At 64.5% G+C, this 19,064-nt stretch carries 19 protein-coding genes; 7 read left to right on the plus strand and 12 right to left on the minus strand.

Going from position 1 to position 19,064, the window contains the following annotated elements; all coding sequences use genetic code 11:
• The 11 genes from A8V01_RS00160 to A8V01_RS00210 form a co-directional block, all read right to left on the minus strand.
• On the minus strand, positions 1 to 1,146 hold the full coding sequence (locus tag A8V01_RS00160; protein ID WP_103093935.1) for an FAD-dependent oxidoreductase: 1,146 nt from the start codon (positions 1,144 to 1,146) through the stop codon (positions 1 to 3).
• A 15-nt stretch (positions 1,147 to 1,161) separates the two neighbouring features.
• A complete protein-coding gene (locus tag A8V01_RS00165; protein ID WP_103093936.1) occupies positions 1,162 to 3,000 on the minus strand; it encodes an alpha/beta fold hydrolase in 1,839 nt (612 codons plus the stop codon).
• Positions 3,001 to 3,122: 122 nt separating this feature from the next.
• Positions 3,123 to 4,025: a LysR family transcriptional regulator gene (locus tag A8V01_RS00170; RefSeq protein ID WP_103093937.1), complete on the minus strand. Its 903-nt coding sequence runs from the start codon at positions 4,023 to 4,025 to the stop codon at positions 3,123 to 3,125.
• A gap of 50 nt (positions 4,026 to 4,075) precedes the next feature.
• A complete protein-coding gene (locus A8V01_RS00175; protein ID WP_103093938.1) occupies positions 4,076 to 4,534 on the minus strand; it encodes an EF-hand domain-containing protein in 459 nt (152 codons plus the stop codon).
• 38 nt (positions 4,535 to 4,572) lie between these two features.
• The gene (locus A8V01_RS00180; RefSeq protein ID WP_103093939.1) at positions 4,573 to 5,364 is read right to left on the minus strand and encodes a DUF4198 domain-containing protein; all 792 of its coding nucleotides are present in this window, start codon (positions 5,362 to 5,364) and stop codon (positions 4,573 to 4,575) included.
• Between the two features lie 32 nt (positions 5,365 to 5,396).
• Positions 5,397 to 6,200, minus strand: a complete 804-nt coding sequence (locus A8V01_RS00185) for an energy transducer TonB family protein (RefSeq protein WP_103093940.1) — start codon at positions 6,198 to 6,200, stop codon at positions 5,397 to 5,399.
• Between the two features lie 16 nt (positions 6,201 to 6,216).
• Positions 6,217 to 8,205: a TonB-dependent receptor plug domain-containing protein gene (locus tag A8V01_RS00190; protein WP_103093941.1), complete on the minus strand. Its 1,989-nt coding sequence runs from the start codon at positions 8,203 to 8,205 to the stop codon at positions 6,217 to 6,219.
• Positions 8,206 to 8,333: 128 nt separating this feature from the next.
• Positions 8,334 to 9,659 carry a dicarboxylate/amino acid:cation symporter gene (locus A8V01_RS00195; RefSeq protein WP_103094170.1) on the minus strand — a complete coding sequence of 442 codons (1,326 nt, stop codon included), beginning with the start codon at positions 9,657 to 9,659 and terminating at the stop codon, positions 8,334 to 8,336.
• 79 nt (positions 9,660 to 9,738) lie between these two features.
• Positions 9,739 to 10,368, minus strand: coding sequence for a glutathione S-transferase (locus tag A8V01_RS00200; RefSeq protein WP_103093942.1), 630 nt, complete (start codon positions 10,366 to 10,368; stop codon positions 9,739 to 9,741).
• A gap of 8 nt (positions 10,369 to 10,376) precedes the next feature.
• A complete protein-coding gene (locus A8V01_RS00205) occupies positions 10,377 to 10,961 on the minus strand; it encodes a hypothetical protein (RefSeq protein ID WP_103094171.1) in 585 nt (194 codons plus the stop codon).
• A gap of 35 nt (positions 10,962 to 10,996) precedes the next feature.
• On the minus strand, positions 10,997 to 11,239 hold the full coding sequence (locus tag A8V01_RS00210; RefSeq protein WP_103093943.1) for a hypothetical protein: 243 nt from the start codon (positions 11,237 to 11,239) through the stop codon (positions 10,997 to 10,999).
• Here A8V01_RS00210 and A8V01_RS00215 point away from each other — a divergent pair.
• From A8V01_RS00215 to A8V01_RS00225, 3 genes are all read left to right on the plus strand, one after another.
• Positions 11,238 to 11,735 (plus strand): methylated-DNA--[protein]-cysteine S-methyltransferase, encoded by a 498-nt coding sequence (locus A8V01_RS00215; protein ID WP_103093944.1) that lies wholly within the window; start codon positions 11,238 to 11,240, stop codon positions 11,733 to 11,735. The two genes, A8V01_RS00210 and A8V01_RS00215, sit on opposite strands and share 2 nt — an antisense overlap.
• A 75-nt stretch (positions 11,736 to 11,810) precedes the next feature.
• Positions 11,811 to 12,641, plus strand: a complete 831-nt coding sequence (locus A8V01_RS00220; protein WP_103093945.1) for a hypothetical protein — start codon at positions 11,811 to 11,813, stop codon at positions 12,639 to 12,641.
• Positions 12,642 to 12,730: 89 nt separating this feature from the next.
• A complete protein-coding gene (locus tag A8V01_RS00225) occupies positions 12,731 to 13,696 on the plus strand; it encodes a VOC family protein (protein ID WP_103093946.1) in 966 nt (321 codons plus the stop codon).
• 3 nt (positions 13,697 to 13,699) lie between these two features.
• Here A8V01_RS00225 and A8V01_RS00230 read toward each other — a convergent pair whose 3' ends face one another.
• Positions 13,700 to 14,758, minus strand: a complete 1,059-nt coding sequence (locus A8V01_RS00230; RefSeq protein ID WP_425437237.1) for a family 43 glycosylhydrolase — start codon at positions 14,756 to 14,758, stop codon at positions 13,700 to 13,702.
• A gap of 166 nt (positions 14,759 to 14,924) precedes the next feature.
• Here A8V01_RS00230 and A8V01_RS00235 point away from each other — a divergent pair, with 166 nt between their 5' ends.
• The 4 genes from A8V01_RS00235 to A8V01_RS00250 are packed head-to-tail and all read left to right on the plus strand — an operon-like array spanning position 14,925 to position 19,046.
• Positions 14,925 to 16,505 carry a sodium/sugar symporter gene (locus A8V01_RS00235; RefSeq protein WP_103094172.1) on the plus strand — a complete coding sequence of 527 codons (1,581 nt, stop codon included), beginning with the start codon at positions 14,925 to 14,927 and terminating at the stop codon, positions 16,503 to 16,505.
• On the plus strand, positions 16,502 to 17,371 hold the full coding sequence (locus A8V01_RS00240; RefSeq protein WP_170065785.1) for a 2-dehydro-3-deoxygalactonokinase: 870 nt from the start codon (positions 16,502 to 16,504) through the stop codon (positions 17,369 to 17,371). The genes A8V01_RS00235 and A8V01_RS00240 overlap by 4 nt, the downstream gene beginning before the upstream one ends.
• Positions 17,368 to 18,003 (plus strand): 2-dehydro-3-deoxy-6-phosphogalactonate aldolase, encoded by a 636-nt coding sequence (locus A8V01_RS00245; protein WP_103093949.1) that lies wholly within the window; start codon positions 17,368 to 17,370, stop codon positions 18,001 to 18,003. The genes A8V01_RS00240 and A8V01_RS00245 overlap by 4 nt, the downstream gene beginning before the upstream one ends.
• A complete protein-coding gene (locus tag A8V01_RS00250) occupies positions 18,000 to 19,046 on the plus strand; it encodes a glycoside hydrolase family 43 protein (RefSeq protein ID WP_103093950.1) in 1,047 nt (348 codons plus the stop codon). Before A8V01_RS00245 ends, A8V01_RS00250 begins: the two co-directional genes overlap by 4 nt.
• The last annotated feature ends 18 nt before the right edge of the window (positions 19,047 to 19,064 follow it).

Genomic DNA, 19,064 nt, shown 5'->3' on the forward strand with positions numbered 1-19,064 from the left:
TCATACTTCCACCGTGCGGCAATCGTACTGGAACAGGCCCAGCGATTCCTCGTCCTTCATTTCACCCAGCCCGAACAAGGCGGCATCCTGCCCCTGCATCCGGTCCGCGTTGGCGTTGGATTCCGCCTGGATGAAGCTGGCGCGCTCATGCCGCGCCGCCTGATAACGGTGCAGGCCCTCACCGATCGTATCCGAGGCGCGCAGGGCACGGGCGAGAACGACTGCATCCTCGATCCCGCAAGCCGCACCATGGCCGAGGAACGGCGTCATGGCATGGGCGGCATCTCCGATCAGCGTCACGTTGTCATCGATGATCCAGTTGGGAAGCGCACTGCGCGCGTTGATCGCCCACTTGAACAGGGGCTGGCGGCAGGCCGCGTCGATCAGCGTTTGCGCATCGTCGCACCAGCCCGCGTAGATCTGGCGAATTTCGGCGGGGTCGGCGGGGATCGTCCAGCCTTCCTCGTTCCATCCGGCCTGCCTTGCGAAGAAGACAAGGTTCATGATCTTCGAGCCGCGAATGTTGTAGCGGTTGAGCATCGCGCCGGGGCCGATGAAGATACCGGGGAAGTCGGACAGTTCCTGCAGTTCCGGCGTCACCGGCACCAGCGCGCGCCATGCGACGTGGCCGGTGAAATGGGCAGGCGTGGTTTCGAAACGTTCCCGGATTACGGATTTCACGCCGTCCGCACCGACCAGCAGGTCGCCGGTGATGCGCGTGCCATCGGCAAGGATTGCACTCGGCCCCTCGCTGCCCACCACGTTCGCGCCGCAGCGCACTTCGACCCCGGCGGCAAGGGCTGCGCCGGTCAGGACTTCGTGCAGGTCGGCGCGGTGAATGGTGACGTAGGGCGCGCCATACTTGGCGCGCTGGGTGGAGCGATCCATCTGCACCAGAGTGCGCCCGTCCTCCCAATGCTGGATGCGCTGACGCGTAGGCTCGACGCCGACTGCCGCTGCGGTTTCGCAGACGCCGAGGAAATCCAGCCCCTTCATCGCATTGGGGGACAGGGTGACACCCGCGCCGATCTCTCCAAGCTGCGGTGCCGATTCAAGCAGCGTCACGCGGAAATCCTGCTGCGCCAGCGCGGCGGCGGCGGTCATGCCGGCGATCCCGCCGCCGACGATTACGATGTGCTTTGACATTCCGGGATACTCCAGTCAGGCCGCGCCGTTAAGGGTTACGATGACTTTGCCGAAGGCCCCCGATGCAGTGCGGGCATAGGCATCTTCGGCCTGCTCGAACGGGAAGACACGGTCGATGACCGGACGCAGCGCCTTGTCCTCCATGAAGGCGATGAGCGCTTCCTGATCGGCGCGCGAGCCGACCATGATCGCGCTGACGCGCAGCGCGGCGAAGATCATCGGCATCGCCGGAATGTCTCCGCCGAAGCCGTCAAGCGCGCCGATCAGGGCAAGGTGGCCGTCAAGCCCAAGGCTGGCGACGGACTTGCCCAACGTGCCGCTGCCGCCCAGTTCGACCACGTGGTTCACGCCGGCCCCGCCGGTGATCCCGCGCACGGTGTCGGCCCAGTCGGGGGTGTTGGCGTAGTTGACGCCGGAATGGGCACCCATCGCCTTCACCGCTTCGATCTTGGCATCGCTGGACGACAGGACGATGGCCTTTGCGCCTGCCGCCACTGCGATCTGCAGGGCGAACAGAGCGACGCCGCCAGTGCCGATGATCAGCACCCAGTCATCCTTTTCCAGCTTGCCCAGCGTCATCAGCGCGCGCCATGCCGTTACGCCCGCACAAGGCAGGCTGGCGGCTTCCTCCCAGCTCCAGCCTTCGGGGATGCGGGTGATGCCATCGGCCGAAAGCACCACGTACTGCGCGAAAACGCCGGGTCCGCCGCCGCCGAGCGCAGAGACGGCAGCAGGCAGCGTCAGCCGTCCGCCCGCCCAGTTCTGGCAGAACGTCGACGCCACGCGGTCCCCCACGCGCCAGCCTTCTACGCCCGCGCCGATGGCGACGATCTCTCCGGCCGCGTCGGACAGCGGGGTGAAGTTGTCGGCGCCGTTCACCGGGTAGCTAAGGTCGCGGACGCTCACGTCGCGGCGGTTGATCGATACCGCGTGCACCCGCACCAGAACTTCGCCCTGAGCGGGAGCCGGTGGCGGCGCGTCTGCCCGCGCAAGGTCATAGCCGTTGGTGCCCTGCTTCAGCGTATAGCGCTTGTTTTCCATGGTCTTGTCCGTTTCGTGTGAGGGCTGGATAAAGTCGAGCACCGCGCGGGCGAACTGACCCGGCTGGCGTTCGGGCGTGGCCAGAAAAGCCGGGCCTGTGGGATGGAAAGGAACTTCGGGAAAATCACTGCGGAAGCGGGCAAGCATGCCGCCAAGGGTTAGCGGGTCGTCGGCCGCCTGCACGACCTGCACGGGGCAGCGAACCTGCCGGAAGACCGCAGCGAAATCCTGCACGAAGATGGCATCGAAGGCCTGATCGCGCGCTCCCATTGCCGTGAGCGCGCCCATCGTTTCGGCATGAACGAGCGGGCCGTCATAGTCGAGGAACAGGCTTTTCATCAGATCCCAGCAATCGGAAACGTGTGACCCGTCGCGCGCGATCGGCGCGGCATTACCGATATCGGCGCGCAGCTTCGTACGCTCTTCGGGCGGCGCATAAAGCACGCCGGACAGGGTCAGCGACTGCACCCGTTCAGGAGCAAGGCGCGCCATTTCGGCGGCGAAATGGGTGCCGGTGTGATGTGCGGCCAGGTGAAAGGCATCAATGCCAAGGGCATCAAGCGCGTCAAGCAGCCAGCGGCCATAGTTTTCGGCAGAGGGCTGGCCTTCAGGGCGGAAGGACTGCCCGAAGCCGGGCGTGTCGAATGCAACGGCGGCATTGCGGCCGTCAAGATAGCGCAAGACCGCATCGAAGCTGGACGAAGATACCGGGGTGCGGTGGAGCAGGATCAGCGGAATGCCCGGTCCTTCGACCGAGCGATAGTGGATCTGGCCCACACCCGTGGATGCGTAACCTTTGGTCGGACCGGCCATGCGAACTCCCTTGACGTCCTCAGCCTGAACACGGCCGCGTCGCTTCTCGCCTTGGGGTCTACGGGGACGATGGGGTGCTAACCAGCAAATCGGGAGATTTTACGACAACTATCAGTTGTCAATCAATCGGTTGCATCCCTTTGCAGATAGGCTTTCACGATGTCGCAATAAGCGGTCACCAGTGGGGTAGGGCGGGCATGGCGGCGCGTTGCCATGACCAGATCCCAGCCTTCGTCTTGCGGTTCCATCGGCAGGATGGTCAGAATACCGTCGCGAACGTGCGGCTGCACCTGCCGCAGTGGTGCGATCCACCAGAATTCGCTGCGCCGCAGCCAGGCCATGGCGAAATCTATCGAGGCGGCCTTCAGCATCGGGCGCGGGGTGGGATTACCTGCGAAAATGCGCTCCAGATAAGCTTCACCGCGCGGGTAGTTATGGATCGCCAGCATGGGATAATCGGCAAGCATCGCTGACGTGACGGCCTTTGACTGGCCAAGCGGGTGATCCTTGCGCACCACCACCACGTTGCGGTCGCGTGCGATGACGCTGGTGGTGACAAGGTGGCGGGGCACCTGATCGGGGCTGGAGCACAGGATCAGGTCGAGATCACCCTGCAGCATCGTGTCGCGCAGCAAGGGGAAGTCCCCGCGATCGACCGACAGGCGCGTCTGCGGGTAGCGTTCGTGGAACGTCTGCAGCGTTTCCGGAATGGCCTCGCTCAACAGGTTTGGCGTTGCGCCGATCCGCAAATGGCCGAACTTGCGGCCCATGGTATCGGCAAGGGCATCGTCGAAGCGGCGCACATCGGCCAGGATATCGCGTGCATAGGCCAGCAGTTGCCGGCCTTCCTCGGTCAGCAGCACGGCCTGCCGGCCCCTTTCGAACAGGGTGACCGACAGGCTGCGCTCAAGCTGCAGGATGCTTTTGCTGACGGCCTGCTGCGAAAGGTTTACCCGTTCCGCCGCAAGCCGGAAGTTGCGGGCCTCGGCCACCGCGAGGAAGTGTCTGAGCTGGCGGATTTCCATCGCCGCCTGCCTACTTCATCGCGGCCGCCGCCGCCAGCCTGCCGTTGTTCTCAATACGAGCCCGAGGTGTCCGCAGCATCGACGACGCCGTCACCATTGCTGTCGAGCTTCTTGAACATGCGATCACCCGAGGCGTTGAATTCCGCCAGCGACAGATTGCCGTCCTTGTCGGTGTCCAGCACGCCGAAACGCACGTGCGCCTGCTTGAGCTGGCCCTCGGGCACCTTGGCATCCTTGAAGCGGGCGGTAAATTCGCCGACGTATTCCGCCTCGCTGACTTTGCCGTCACCGTCGAGATCGAAGGTGTGGTACTTGGCGGTGCGGGCGGCGGTGAATTCGGCTGCCGTCACGCGTCCATCGTGATCGCTGTCATTCTCGCGCAGGAACGCTTCCTTCCCGTGACCGGGCGCGGCGCGGCGTTCCTCGTTCGATTGAGCGGCTGCGCCCTGGCTGGCGGCGAGGGCAAGGGCAAGAGCGGCAATGCCGGTGCTGAAGTGGGTCTTGGTCATGGGTCTTCTCCGTTGAACTTAGCTTTGCTTGAATCGGCTTATTCTTCCACCTGGAATGTGAGTGAGGTGGTGTAGCTGCGCTCATCGGTGCCTGAGCCTGCAGGCGCAGCGGCGCGGTGGCGCGTCATCAGGACGTAAGTGCCCGGACGGTCGAACTTGAGGACAAGCTTGCCTGCCGCATCGGTCTTTACCTGCCGGTGGCTGAGCGCTTCCTCATAATCCGCGCCGCCGCGATCGAGGTCGAGTTCCTGTCCGGCCATCGGTTTGCCGTCGAACAGCACTGTCAGCGCGAACGGGGTGTCGAGATAGAGCTCGTTGGGGTGAGTGACCGGCTGGATGCGCAGGCGGCCGATGGCGACGTCCACGGGTGCACGGGTGGGCTGCTTCTTGGATACATAGGCATCGGCGACCGTCTCGGTCTGGCTGGTGCGGACCTGCGTCGCCTCCTTGGGCACTTCGCCGTGGACCGGGCGCCACTGCCCGCCGACAAGCGCGCTCTTGCCTACCCGGCCAAGGCGGACGCCGGTGGTGAAGCGATAGGTGCCCTCGGCGTCAAGCGCGCTTTCAAGCACGACCATCTGCTTGAGCGGCGTGATCGACTGGAAGCTGCCGCGCGAACCGTCGGGAAGGATGACGTGATAATCCTTTGCATCCACCGGCACTTCGGGGCGGAAGAACTTTTCGGCGAAGGCCGATTCCACCGTCACCATCTTCTCGGTGTTGGCCGCGAAGAATTTCGGCAGGAGGTACGATGTGTGGGCGCTCGCGGCGCCGGGCGCGATGCCCGCGGCGCACAGCAGGGCGGCGATACCTGCGGAAAGTCTGGTCATGGTCTGCTTTGTCCTCGTGAGAGAGCTAAGGGTCATTGCCCGGTAATTTCGAACGTGAAGCTGTGCGCGGTGCCATCCGGCGGACGCGGGAAGGGGGAGGCGCGGCGGACGAGCGCCATGGCTTCGTGATCGAAGCGCGAAGACCCCGATGTGCGCGCGACCTGTATCGTTCGAGCGGAGCCGTCCGGTTCGATGGTGAAGCCGATCAACGCCGCACCCGCGCCGATGGTGTTGCCCCGGCGATGGCGTTGCAGGTGCTGGTAGATGCGGCCCTTGAAGTTGCTGACGGCGGAATTGCCCGCCTGATCGGTACTGCCGCCGCCGCTGCCGCCGCGCCCGCGCGCCTCCGCCACGCCTTCAGCCGCGCGTGTCTGTGGACCGGGGGCGGAAATCGGGGTGACAAGCGTGGCGACGGGGATCAGCTTGGCTACCGGCAATTGCCGTGTCGTCGTTGCCGCCGTGCCATCGCCGGTGCGGCCCTGTCCGCCGCCGCCCGCCGGGGCTGCGGGCGCGGGCAAGGGCTGAACGGCGGGCCTTGGCTCGGTTACGACCGCTTGCGAGGGAACCTCGTCAGGCGGCGTCACTGCACGTTCCTGGGGTCTTTCCGCTTCGGCGGGAGACGGCGCCTTGGGGCCTGGCCCACCTTCGCGGGTGGACAGGTCGATGCTGACGAGGGTGGAGCGCGTGCCCCCTTCCACCAGCACCGTTTCACCCCAGGTGAAGACCAGCAGCGCTGCCACCACGGCATGCGCGGTGACCGAGGCGGCCATGGCGTTCAGGTCGATCCGCGCGAAAGGACCGGTCCCGAACTCGGATCTGCCCATCCAGTAACCCATGTCCGCCTCGCCCCCCTTAGAACATCTTCGAGAGAGCGGCCTTGAAGTTGCGGCCCACCGCCGGGCGGGTGGACAGCGCCGACTGGTAATAAGTGTCGAAGATGTTCTCCACGCTCAGGCGCAGGGCGACGTTGTCGAAGATACCGCCGCTGGGCGTGATCGTGGCACGCAGGTTGTGGACGTCGAAGCCCTTGTGCTCGGTGCCGTTGATGTTCAGGTCTTCGCCCAGCGTGCTTTCCCAGCGCACATCGAACAGCTTGCCGAAGCGCTTGCCCGCCGAAAGCATGTAAGTCTTCTGCGGCAGGTTGGTCCAGTCGTCGATAACGCCGGTAGTGCGCAGGCGCTCGCCGTCGGGAATCGTGGCGTTGAAGTCGAAGTAGAGGCCGTCCGCGGTGGCGTAGGACGCCTCGATCTCGAAGCCGTCGAGGTAGACTTCGCTTACGCCCGAATAGGCGGTGTTGTCGGTCAGTTCGGTGTCGTAGTAGTTGACCTTGATCGCCAGATGATCGCCCTTGCCCAGCAAATCGGTGCGGTCGAACGAGCCGCCCGCTTCCCAGGTCCGGCTCTTTTCGGGCTGGTTCATGTACGTGGCATTGTCGAGGTCATCGATGATCGGCAGGTTGCGGGTGCGCGCCCAGCTACCGAACGCGGCAAGGCCGAACGGCAGTTCATAACGGGCCGATACGCCGCCCATCCATGCCGTGTTGTTGTACGATACCGGCGTACCGGTGCGGTTGGACTTGATGTTCGAGGTTTCCCAGCGGATCGCCGGGCTCAGCGTGAAGCCGCGGAACAGCGCGATCTCGTCCACCGCAAAGGCCGCCATGCGGTTGTCGGTGCCGCCCGGCGCGCTGTTTGCGTCCGCACGAACCTTGTGGATGTATTCGACGCCGAAGTGCAGGTTGTGGCGGATCGGCCCGGTGGAGAACAGCGAGGCGTTCTTCAGCGTGATCTTGGAGGTTTCATACCGATGATCGGCATCCAGAACGGGCGAGATCGGCGTGCCGACGGCACTCTGGTCGATTTCCTGATTGGCATATGTGTACAGCAGCTGCAGGTTGACCGCGTCATTGTCGACCGGCTTGTAGCCGTAGGACACCGTCAGCACCTGGCTCTTGGTGTCGCGGTCCACGTTGCCGAAGATGCCCGCCGTGGTCCCGAAGCTGTCATACGGAACATCGCGGTCGCTGGTCGTCGTCTGGTTGAAGCTGGCAGCAATGGTGTGGGCGTTGTCCGCGCCGAAGTGGAATGCGCCTTTCACCAGGAAGCTGGGCAGGTCGAACGAACTGTTGCCGATGCGGTCGCCGTGGCCGTCCTTTTGAGTGCCCTGCGTGCGCCAGGTGTAGTTCGCCAGGAATTCGAACTGTTCGGTCGGCATCGCCGCGACGGTGGTTGAGGTCGCGAAGCCGTTGCGGTTGGTCTGGCCCGATACGGTCTGGCTGGCGGCAATGCCCGTCTTGCCGTGCAGGACGCTGGATGCATCGTTGGTTTCCAACAGCACGACGCCGCCGATGATGCCCGATCCCCATTCGAAGCTGCCCACGGTGCCGCGGATCACCTGCGCCTGCTTGTAAAGCAGCGGGTCGGTGAAAAGCTGAGTGCCGACGCGATAGATTTCCTCGGAGCCGGTGGTGGCGCCGTCAACCACGAAGGCTACCTTCTGGTCGGTGCCGTATGTGCCGTTGGCGCCGAAGCCGCGGATGTTGATCCCCGACCCGATCGGCGTGGACCCGTTGATGAGCGTCACGCCGGGCACGGAATCAAGCAGCTCGGCGATGGTGGATGCCTGGCGATCCTCGATCTCCTCGCGGTCGATCACGGTGATCGGCGTCGCGGTGTCGGTCTGGATGGCGCGGGTGCTGGTGCCGATGTCGATGGTGCCCAGGAAGTCGCCGGCCTGTTCCTCTTTCTCGACAGTGGCATCCTGCGCATGGACAGGAGCGGCAACGAAAAAGGCAACAGCGGACGCGCCGCCAAGCGCGCGGGCGGCAAAACTACGAAGCATGATAATTCCCCATGTCGCTAATGCGAATCGTATGCATTAGCGACATGGGGGGATAGAGCCTCGCGCGGTGTAGTAAAGGTGTAATTTGTCGCAGACTGACACATTTGCCCGTCGGGACTGTCCGGCAGTCAGGGCTCGGCGTGCCGCTCGCTTATGGCGGAGATCACGGTCGCGCACACAAGGTCGCCGATCACATTGAGAGTGGTGCGGCACATGTCGAGAAACCGATCGACGCCAATGATCAGTCCGATGCCTTCCGGCGGCACGCCGACGCTGCCCAGGATCAGCGCCACCACAGGCAGCGATCCCGCAGGAACTCCCGCCGTGCCGATGCCCGCAAGAATGCAGATCAGCATGACGTAGAGCTGTTGCCAGAGATCAAGTTCCACGCCGAAGAATTGGGCCAGGAACAGCACCGTCACACCTTCGAACATCGCGGTGCCGTTCTGGTTGGCGGTTGCGCCGATGGTCAGGACGAAGCGGGCGATCCTGTTGGGAAGGCCAAGTTCCTCATCCGCCACGCGCAGGGAAGTGGGCAGGGTGGCGTTGGAACTGGCGGTGGAGAATGCCAGCAGGCTTACCTCTCGGGTAGAACGGAAGAATGTGATCGGATTGCGGCGGGCTACGAAGGCAAGCAGCGCCGGGAACACGCCGAACATCTGCAATCCCAGCGCCAGCAGCACGACACCGGCGAATGCTGCCAGTTTGCCGAGCAGATCCCAGCCGAACTGCGCCGAAAGGTTGAACATGAAACAGAAGATCGCGACCGGCGCCATCTTTATGACGATGCCGATCAGTTTCATCGAAACTTCGAAGACGCCCTCGATCGCATCCTTCAGCGTGGTGGTGTGGGGGCTCCTGACCAGCAGCAGGCCGATGCCGAAGAACATGGCGAAGAACATGACGGCAAGGATGTCGTTCTCGCTCATCGCGGTGATCACGTTGGAGGGCACCAGCGCCAGAACCGCATCCACACCGGACGCGGATTTGCCGGAGGTCTGGAGAATGCTGCCTGCGGAATCCGCGCCTCGGGCCAGCAGATCGCGTGCGGCCTCGCGGTTGACGCCGTCGCCGGGGCGAAGGACATTTACCAGCGCCAGACTGATGGCAACCGCGATGCCCGAGACGACAAGCGTATAGGCCAGGGTAGCCAGCCCGACCCTGCGCAGCGCCCGCAATTCGCCCATTTCGGCAATGCCGATGACAAGGGCGGAGAACAGCAGGGGCAGGACCAGCATGAACAGCAGGCGCAGGAATATCTGCCCGATCGGTGTCGTCACATACTCCACCAGCGGCGCGATCCAGGCGGCATCGGGAGCCAGTGTGTAAGTCAGCAACCCCGATGACAGGCCCAGCACGAACCCGGCCAGAATGTACAATTGAAGCCGCTTGTGGCCCGTCCGATTGCCCGCGTCGGCCGAAGGGTCGTCGAAAGTCTCGCGGGACTGTTCCATGCGGGTGACTGCTTCCCTGTTTTGGCCCATGCACGGGCCGGCTTCTGGGAAACAAAGTCCGACAGCGGCAAACGTTGCCTCAGCAGGGAAAGGTGATCGGCGGCGTCGAAGAGGGTGTCCACGGCGACACCCGGACCATGACTGTTTCGAACAGGTCGGAAGTTGTGTGTTGCGAAAGCCATGCTTGGACGCGGGCAGGGCCGCTGTCAGCGAACCAGTCCCGATCCACCGCGGCAAACTGGCGCACGAACGGCATGACCGCGGCGTCGGCCAGTCCGCGTGCGTCACCCGCAAGATTCGCGTTCAGGCGGAGCAGGTCTTCCAGTTCATGCAGGAATTCGAGCCCGGCGGTTCGATGCGCATGCGGGTCGGCATCATGGCGTTCGGGGTACTTGTATCGATCGAGGTGGTGCTTGAACCGCGTGTCGTTGGCGGCGATCAGGTCCGGGGCATCGCGGTCCAGCCAGCCTTCGGGATCGCTGGTCGCAAGCACGCGGCGCATGATGTCGATGCTCTGATCGATCACTTCGCCATCGGGCATGATCAGGACCGGCACGGTGCCTTTCGGGGAAGCAACCAGCATGTCTTCCGGCTTGGCGGAAAGCTTGACTTCGCGCAGTTCGCATCGGGTCGCGCTGACTGCCACAGCCAGCCTTGCCCGCATCGCATAGGGGCAGCGGCGAAAACTGTAGAGGATCGGCAGGGCCATGGGCGGCGTCACGCGCCGGAGATCAGGTGATACGCAGCCGTCATGAGCCGGTTGACCTCATCGTCACTCAGGACGTACTGCGGCTCGTACTCAAGGCCCATCCGCCGGGAACGGCGCCATTGATCGGCATAGAGGCCCTTGTCCGGACCGAATACGGAATGGACGTGCCTGGCCAGTTCCGGCCTGCAGTCTGCAGAACGTGCCAGCCCGAAGATCGCCACGTCCACGATATGTGCGCCAACCATGACCCACACATGTCCGTCCCATACCGGCGGTTCTGCGCCGAACACATGCGGGCCATCGAAGGATGCGCGATTGCCGCGTACCGGCATGCCATCGATGCTGAGAGTACCCGCGACAAGATGCACCGGAGCGTCAAGATGACGTTCCAACTGCACCGCCAGCGCCGCGCTGAGAAGTATCCCGGTGCCGGGCTGCTGCGGAAAGACTTTCAGAAGATCGGCAGCGCAACCCGCGATCCGGGCCTGATCCGGTTCGGTCCAGGTGTATGCCTTGAATGCCTTTGCGGCAGCCCACCCGTGAGTGGCGGCCACGCGTTGGCCAAGTTGGGCAAGATCTTTGACAGGCAGCATGGCATTCTCGAAAGGGCGGTCGACAGCCACGGCCTTTAGTCGAGGGTGACGTTCCTGCTCAAGTCCATCCTGACAGGCAGTACCGCGGACAGGTCATCGCCATTCCTGACGAGGGCCGTGCGCCTGACAATACCGGGCAGGTCCACCACGGCGGCAAAAGGGGCGGTGATTTCGATCGGTGCCGGGTGACGCCCTTCCCGCCGGGGTGATAAAATGTTCCGGTTATGATCCGTCAGCGGATTGACACCCGGCGTTGCAGTGGCAAGGGAAGCCTGCATGGAACAGCCTCAGTACCGTTGCACGATGCCGTCGCCGGTGGGCGAACTCACGCTGGTGGGCGGTGACGCCGGATTGAGCGCGGTGCTATGGGAAAACGACCGGCCCGAACGCGTGCCGCTTGGCCCGCTCATCGATGAAGAACATCCGGTGCTTGCAATCGCGAAAGTCCAGCTAGGCGAATATTTCGCAGATGCGCGGCGGGTCTTCGATCTGCCGCTGGACTTTCGCGGCACCGATTTTCAGCGCAGTGTCTGGGCGGCCTTGCTCGAAATCCCCTTTGGCGAGACGCGTAGTTATGGCGAGATCGCTCGTGCGCTTGGCAGTCCCGGCGCCAGCCGGGCGGTAGGTGCGGCGAATGGCCGCAATCCTATATCGATCATTGCTCCGTGCCACCGCGTAATCGGCAAGAGCGGTAGCCTTACGGGCTTCGCCGGAGGAATCGAAACGAAAGCCTGGTTGCTGGCGATGGAGGAAGGTCAGCCCCTTCTGCTTTGATCACCATCGCGCCGACATGGTAGCGTAGCATGGCAGTCGTAAGCGCTCCTGCGATTCATCCAGAGGGGCGTTATCATGGTCCGTTTTCCGCTTTCGCTGCGCCTTTGCGTGCTTTCGCTGTTCGCATCGACCTCTGCACTGGCGCAAGCGCCGTCGCCGCAACCCGCCCCGGTGGTGAAGCGCATGGCGGTGCCGGAAGCGCATCAGGGTGCCGCATCGGATGGCACCTTTGCCTATGCGATCGACAACGACCGTATCGGCAAGTACCGCCTTTCGGACGGCGCGAAAGTGGACCAGTGGCAGGGCGAGCGCCGCCTGTTCCCGCACATGAACAGCTGCACGGTGGTGGATAGCAAGCTTTATTGCGCCGCGTCCAATTACCCGGCAGTGCCGCAGACCAGCGCCATCGAGATATTCTCCACCAGCCCGCTGAAGCACGACGGCACGGTCAGCCTGGGCTTCGGGCCGGGATCGTTGACCGTCATAGACCGGCATGACGGCAAATGGTGGGCGGTCTTCGCCAACTATGCCGGCAAGGGCGGCGAGCCGGGGCGGGATTATCGCTACACTATGCTGGCGCGCATGGACGATCACTTCCGGATCGAACAGACATGGGCCTTCCCCAAGGACGTGCTTGCGCGCATGGCGCCGATGAGCTGTTCGGGGCTCAGCTGGGGGCCGGACGGGCTGATCTACGCCACGGGCCATGATCGTCCTGAAGTTTATGCGATGCGGTTGCCGGAGGCGGGCTCGCAGCTTGAATTGGTCGGCACGCTTGGCATCGCGACGCCGGGGCAGGCCATCGACTGGGACCCCAAAGCCCCTCGTCGCCTGTGGTCGATCGCACGCGACCGCAGCGAAATGGTGGCGAGCGACATGCCCGAGGTGCTGGCTTCCCGTCCCTGATATCACGGCGCTGATCTTTCGCCGCCAGTCGAACATTCGCGCGCTTGCCGCAGGACAGCAGCGGGCGGCGGCAGTCATCCTGCCGGGCGATGATCATTCAGCCCATTCAGGAAGCCGTCGTCAGCACATTCGACATCGAACGGCTGGCCGCTCCTTTGACCCAGGTGTGCGGCTATGTCCGCGTGGATGTGCCCGACGCGCCACCTGCCCAGTTCGCGGCCTGGCAGGTGCCTGCGCAATGCACCCGGATCGAACATGCCCTGTTCGTGCCGGGCCAGACCGAAAGCGGGCGCGGCGCACTCAGGCTGGTGCGCTTTCATGGCGTGGAACAGAAGGTCATGCGGTCCAGCCAGCGGACCTGGGATACCGGCGGCATCTTCGACGTCGACATGTTCTCGGCCGATGTGGACGCGGTCTATCGCGGGCTGCAGCGCCATGGCTGGACGGCGTTCGGAGAGCCGGTAGACTATAGCGAGGCGCATTTCTCCGTGCGGCAAGTCGTGGCGGTGGGGCCGGACGGGCTGAACCTTGCGGTGATCCAGCGCTATTCGCCCGAAGTGCCGGGACTGGATGCTTCGGGGAAGCTTTCTGCTGTTTTCAATTCGACCCAGATGGTGGCAGACATCGAAGGCGCCATCGCCTTCTACGTGGACATTCTGGGCTGGCACAAGGATCTCGACTTCATGGTCGCGGGGGTGGCGGAACCGGGCGCCGACGTGCTGGGCCTGCCGCTGCCCGCCGCGATCGGGGTGGAGCGCCGGGTGGTGATCTTCAACCCACCGGGGCCCTCGGTGGGCGGCGTCGAACTGATCCACAACGCGGGGATGCACGGTCGCCGCTGCGATGCGGACTGCGCCGCACCCAACGTCGGTATCCTGTGCCTGCGCTTCGAGGTGGAGGACGCGCGCGCCTATGCCGGGGCGATCGTCGGCCGGGGCGGGGCGCTCTACACCGCGCCGGCAGCGATCGAAATCGCGCCTTACGGAACCGTCACGCAATTCGCGGTCCGATCCCCCGAAGGCGCGATCGTCGAATTCTTCAGCACCGGCAGTTGATCGTCAGCGGTTCGGGAATGCCTTGACCAGCGCATCGTACTGCGCCTTGCTGATCGCGATCATGGAGCCGTGGCGCAAGCCTGCGGGCATTTCATAGCGGTTCCACTCCGCAACGCCCGTATTGCCCGAAACCTGGAACCACGGCCCTGCAAGGCGCGGTGCCTTGGACAGACCATAGCCCATGCCGGCATACTGCTCATAATACATCAGCCAGTCCTCTCCGTTCGGCGCGCGGATGAGTGTGGGTGCTTCGCGGAAGTTGGGGCTGATCGGCGGACCGGGCTGGGGATAAGGGCCGAGCAGGCTTTTGGCGCAGGAAATCCGCACCGTCTTGCCGGTGGTCCAGTTGTAGCTGGGGTAGCGCTCGTCCTTGATCACCGCGCAATAGCCGCTGCCGTCCGCCTCGGGCTGGATGAAGGTGTCGATCGTCGCCATGTCCCAGTCGAACAGGCGGCGCGGCGGTTTGTCGAAATGCTTCAGATCGGGCGAGAGGACATAGAGCGTGCGCTGGCTGGCCCAATAGCGTTCCGGGTCTTCGGGCGCACCGGGCACGGTCGCGGTGTGCCAGGTCAGCATGAATTTGCCCGAAGGCGCGTCGAAGAACAGCTTGGGCGCGCCAATCCGCTGCATCGCATGGGGCAGGCCGGGGATATTCGACAGGTCCGGCCTGTAGGTGCCGTACTGTTTCCACGTCACCAGATCGTCGGACACCCAGAAGCGGATATACGGATCGTCGTCGCTCTTGTTGCCGACAAGATAATAGCGCCCGTCCGCCCCGCGTGCGATCGATGCATGGCCGTGGTAATCTTCGGAAACCGGGCGGCCACCGTTGATCTGCTGCCAGTGCAGCCCGTCGCGGCTGACCGAGTAATAGAGCACGCCGTAGCGTTCCTTGGTCATATGCGCGAAGAGATAGGCCCTGTCGGGATCGACGTAAGGCGTCTCCGGCGCACCGGGCGCCACTTCGGCCCGAACTGCAGTGCCTTGCGCGCTTGCGCAGGCCCCTGAAAAGCCGAACGTTGCCGCCGTTGCGGCAATCGCCATAGTGCGCACAAGGCGCAATCTGCCCCGAACCAAGTTCCATCTCCCATGACTGTCGCAGCGCCCGATGAGACGGCTCGACACGCGCATTGTCAAGATTGATATTATAAATACGCACCCCTATGCATGGCCGCATGATCAGGCCCGCATCCATCGCGATTCGGGTCGATGCCGTTGGGGAGACGAGATGGGACTGGCGACGATCGACATCACCGTGGTCGTGATTTACGCGATCGGGATATTCGGCCTTGCGCAATGGGTCAGCCGCGACAAGGCGGGGGCCGGGCCGAAGAATTCGACCGACTACTTCCTTGCCTCCAAGAACCTGCCCTGGTGGGCCATCGGCGCATCGCTGATCGCGGCGAACATTTCGGCAGAGCAGATCGTCGGCATGTCCGGTTCCGGCTATGCGATCGGCCTTGCCATCGCCTCCTACGAATGGATGGCGGCGGCCACGCTGCTGATCGTCGGCAAGTTCTTCCTGCCGATCTTCCTGCGCAACGAGATCTACACGATGCCGCAGTTCCTGGAGCGGCGCTACGGCCCCGGCATCCGGTCGCTGATGGCAGTGTTCTGGCTGGTCCTCTATGTCTTCGTGAACCTGACGAGCATCATCTGGCTGGGCTCCGTCGCGGTGACCAAGGTGGCGGGCGTCAATCAGGACGTGGCGCTGGTCGGCCTTGGCGTCTTCGCGCTGCTTTACCAGTTGCGCGGCGGCCTGAAGGCGGTGGCGCTGACCGACATCGTCCAGGTGACGCTGCTGGTCATGGGCGGCCTCATCATCGCGTTCCTGACGCTGGGCGAGATCGGAGCCGGACAGGGCATCGTCGCGGGCTTCTCCACCCTGCTGGAGCGCGCGCCCGATCACTTCGAGATGATCCTTGAGCCGTCCAACCCGCACTATGTCGACCTTCCGGGCCTTTCGGTGCTGATCGGCGGCATGTGGATCGCGAACCTGTCCTACTGGGGTTTCAACCAGTACATCATCCAGCGCGCGCTGGCCGCCAAGTCCATCGACGAGGCGCAGAAGGGCATGCTGTTTGCATCCTTCATCAAGCTGATCATGCCGATCATCATCGTGCTGCCGGGCATCGCCGCCGTCATCCTCGCGCCTGATCTCGCCAAGCCCGATGAAGCCTATCCCACGATGATGCGCCTGTTGCCGCCGGGGCTGCTGGGCCTTGTCTTCGCGGCGCTGGTGGCGGCGATCATCGCGTCCACCGCGTCCAAGATCAATTCGATCGCGACGATCTTCACGCTCGACGTCTGGGCCAAGTTCCGCAAGTCCGAGGCGGCGGGTGAGGCGCAGGAACGCAAGCTGGTCCTCATCGGCCGCATCGCCGCTGCCGTCTCGATCGTCATCGCCATCCTGACTGCGCGCCCGCTGGTCGGGTCGAGCGAACAGGCATTCCAGTTCATCCAGGAATTCACCGGCTTCTTCACGCCGGGGATCACCGTGATCTTCCTGCTGGGTCTGTTCTGGCGCCGTGCCAACGAACCGGGCGCAATCACCGCCGCGATCGCCTCCGTCGCGCTGTCGTGGGGCTTCAAGGTCATGGCGCCGGGCATCCCGTTCATGGATCGCATGGGACTGGTGTTCCTTGCCGCGCTGGTGCTGGCCATCGTCGTCTCGCTTGCCACCCCGGCACGGCCCGACAAGGATACGATCTCGACGGGAGACGTGCGCTATGCGACGTCGACCGGGTTCAATGCAGGAGCGATTGGAGTGGTTCTGGTGCTTTGCGTGCTTTATGCGGTGTTCTGGTGAGCGGGTCTTTCATCGCTGTTGACTGGGGCACGACCAACCGCCGCGCCTATGTGATCGAGGGGGGCGAAGTCGCCTCCACCGAGCGGGACGATCAGGGCATCCTGTCCGTCCCGGCAGGCGGGTTCCCGGCGGCGGTCGCAGACTTGCGCGCACGGCACGGCGGCTTGCCGATGCTGCTGGCGGGCATGGTCGGATCGAACCGGGGTTGGCATGACGCGGGCTACGTCACCGCGCCTGCCGGGATTGCCGAAATCGCCGCGAACCTCGTCTCCCCGGTAGAGGGCGTGTCCATCGTGCCCGGTGTCTGCCGTGACGGGGGCGACGGTCGCCAGGACGTGATGCGGGGAGAGGAAGTGCAGCTTCTGGGCGCGGTCGCGGCGGGGCTTGCCCCGGCGGATGCGCTGCTGTGCCAGCCGGGCACCCATGCCAAGTGGGCGGTCATGAAAGGCGGCGCGCTGGCGGACTTCACTACCGCGATGACCGGCGAAATCTTTGCCATGCTCAAGGCCCATTCGCTGATCGGCGCCGAAATGGCGGGCGATGTCGATGCCGACGAGGAGTTCCGCAAGGGCGTTGAGGCCAGCGCCGACGGCGACCTGCTTGCCGCGCTGTTCGGGGTGCGTGCAGCTTCGGTCCTCGGCGCGCGCGCTCCCGGCGGGGCGGCCGCCTATGTCAGCGGGCTGCTGCTTGGCACCGATTGCCGCGCCCGCGTGAAACCGGGCCAGACCGTCCATCTTCTTGCCGATGGACTGCTGGCGCGGCTCTATTCCGCCGCCATCGCCGCCATCGGCGCCGAGGCTGTCGTCGTGGACAGCCATGCCTCCTTCGTCGCGGGGATCACCCGCATCCGGGATATGACATCATGATCGACCTTGCTTCCGCGCTTGCCCAGCTTCCCCTCGTCGCAATCCTGCGCGGCATCCGCTCCGACGAGATCGAAGCGGCCGCCGACGTGCTGGTGGAGGCGGGCTTCCGCCTGATCGAAGTGCCGCTGAACTCGCCCGATCCGCTCGTCACGATCGAGAAGCTGGCCCGGCGCGTTGGCGATCAGGCCATTGTCGGTGCAGGCACGGTGCTGACGGTAGAGCAGGTGGCGCAAGTGCAGGATGCAGGCGGCGCGATGATCGTTTCGCCCAACACCGACCTTGCGGTGATCGCCGAAAGCGCAAAGCGCGGGCTCGTCTCGCTGCCGGGCTACTTCACGCCGAGCGAGGCTTTCGCCGCGCTGGCGGCGGGGGCCAGTGGCCTCAAGCTGTTCCCGGCAGAGGCGGCCAGCCCTGCCGTGGTCAAGGCCCAGCGCGCGGTGCTGCCAAAGGACGTGCCCTTGCTGGCTGTGGGCGGCATCAGCCCCACCAACATGGAGCCGTGGCGCAAGGCAGGCGCGGATGGCTTCGGCCTTGGCTCCGCGCTCTACAAGGCGGGCCTGAGCACAGCAGAGATCGCCGCGAACGCGCGCGCCTTCGCGCAGGGGTGGGCCGAGATGGAGGGGCGTGCGTGATCCGCACTTTCGCCACTCTGACTTTGGCCGCGCTGCTGGCGGGCTGCGCCACGACGACAGCCACGACGACAGCCACAACGCAGGGCGCTGCATCGACACAGACAGCAACGCTGACCAACCCGCTGCTGGCAAGCGGACCGGATCCGTGGATCGTCCATCATGGCAAGACCTTCTACTTCCTTGGCACCAAGGGTGACCGGATCGCGATCCGCCAGACGGACGACCTTGCGAAGCTGGCCGATGCGCCCGAGCATACGATCTGGACGCCGCCCGCAAAGGGCCCGAATGCGGAAGGCATCTGGGCGCCCGAACTGCACCGCCTCGACGGCAAATGGTACGTCTATTACACCGCCGCGCAGGACGGTCATAACGACGATGCCCATCGCGGCGTCTTCGTACTGGAAAACGCCGGCGCCGATCCGCTCAAGGGCGAATGGATCGACCGTGGCCGCATCAACACGGCAATGACCGGGCTGGATGGCACAGTGTTCGATCACGGCGGCAAGCGCTGGTTCGTCTATTCCGCCTATGACGGCCCGGACAGTGTGCTTGCCATCGCGCCGATGGTGAACCCCTGGACCCTGGGCCCCGGCGAAACCGTGATTGCACGCCCCGATCTGCCGTTCGAACGGCAGGGCGGCCGCCAGATCCTCGAAGGGCCGGAATTCCTCGCGGGTCCAAAGGGAGACTTGTTCCTCGCCTACTCCGCCAGCGCCTGCTGGTCGGACGATTATGCGCTGGGCATGCTCCACGCGAAGCCGGGCAGCGATCCGCTGAACCCCGCAAGCTGGACCAAGTCGCCCCGTCCGGTGCTGGCGAAGGCGCCGCAGAACAATGTCTACGCCACCGGCCACAACGGTTTCTTCACCACCGATGGCGGGCGTCGGACCTGGATCGTCTACCACGCCAACGATGGCGCGAACCGCAAATGCACCGGCGATCGCTCCCCCCGTGTACAGCCGATGGAATGGAGCGCCGGCGGTTTGCCGGTGTTCCCGGTCCCCTCTCGCGCCGGGCAGCCTGTGCCCGCTCCGCAACCTTAGGCGACAGGACAAGGACAA

Origin of the sequence: Novosphingobium guangzhouense, assembly GCF_002896965.1 — a bacterium.
GTDB lineage: Bacteria > Pseudomonadota > Alphaproteobacteria > Sphingomonadales > Sphingomonadaceae > Novosphingobium > Novosphingobium guangzhouense.

What these genes read in the sequence shown, in the direction of transcription:
- A8V01_RS00160 (WP_103093935.1), bottom strand. Translation starts at nt 1,146, where the DNA reads ATGTCAAAGCACATCGTAATCGTCGGCGGCGGGATCGCCGGCATGACC.
- A8V01_RS00165 (WP_103093936.1), bottom strand. Translation starts at nt 3,000, where the DNA reads ATGGCCGGTCCGACCAAAGGTTACGCATCCACGGGTGTGGGCCAGATC.
- A8V01_RS00170 (WP_103093937.1), bottom strand. Translation starts at nt 4,025, where the DNA reads ATGGAAATCCGCCAGCTCAGACACTTCCTCGCGGTGGCCGAGGCCCGC.
- A8V01_RS00175 (WP_103093938.1), bottom strand. Translation starts at nt 4,534, where the DNA reads ATGACCAAGACCCACTTCAGCACCGGCATTGCCGCTCTTGCCCTTGCC.
- A8V01_RS00180 (WP_103093939.1), bottom strand. Translation starts at nt 5,364, where the DNA reads ATGACCAGACTTTCCGCAGGTATCGCCGCCCTGCTGTGCGCCGCGGGC.
- A8V01_RS00185 (WP_103093940.1), bottom strand. Translation starts at nt 6,200, where the DNA reads ATGGGTTACTGGATGGGCAGATCCGAGTTCGGGACCGGTCCTTTCGCG.
- A8V01_RS00190 (WP_103093941.1), bottom strand. Translation starts at nt 8,205, where the DNA reads ATGCTTCGTAGTTTTGCCGCCCGCGCGCTTGGCGGCGCGTCCGCTGTT.
- A8V01_RS00195 (WP_103094170.1), bottom strand. Translation starts at nt 9,659, where the DNA reads ATGGAACAGTCCCGCGAGACTTTCGACGACCCTTCGGCCGACGCGGGC.
- A8V01_RS00200 (WP_103093942.1), bottom strand. Translation starts at nt 10,368, where the DNA reads ATGGCCCTGCCGATCCTCTACAGTTTTCGCCGCTGCCCCTATGCGATG.
- A8V01_RS00205 (WP_103094171.1), bottom strand. Translation starts at nt 10,961, where the DNA reads ATGCTGCCTGTCAAAGATCTTGCCCAACTTGGCCAACGCGTGGCCGCC.
- A8V01_RS00215 (WP_103093944.1), top strand. Translation starts at nt 11,238, where the DNA reads ATGGAACAGCCTCAGTACCGTTGCACGATGCCGTCGCCGGTGGGCGAA.
- A8V01_RS00210 (WP_103093943.1), bottom strand. Translation starts at nt 11,239, where the DNA reads ATGCAGGCTTCCCTTGCCACTGCAACGCCGGGTGTCAATCCGCTGACG.
- A8V01_RS00220 (WP_103093945.1), top strand. Translation starts at nt 11,811, where the DNA reads ATGGTCCGTTTTCCGCTTTCGCTGCGCCTTTGCGTGCTTTCGCTGTTC.
- A8V01_RS00225 (WP_103093946.1), top strand. Translation starts at nt 12,731, where the DNA reads ATGATCATTCAGCCCATTCAGGAAGCCGTCGTCAGCACATTCGACATC.
- A8V01_RS00235 (WP_103094172.1), top strand. Translation starts at nt 14,925, where the DNA reads ATGGGACTGGCGACGATCGACATCACCGTGGTCGTGATTTACGCGATC.
- A8V01_RS00245 (WP_103093949.1), top strand. Translation starts at nt 17,368, where the DNA reads ATGATCGACCTTGCTTCCGCGCTTGCCCAGCTTCCCCTCGTCGCAATC.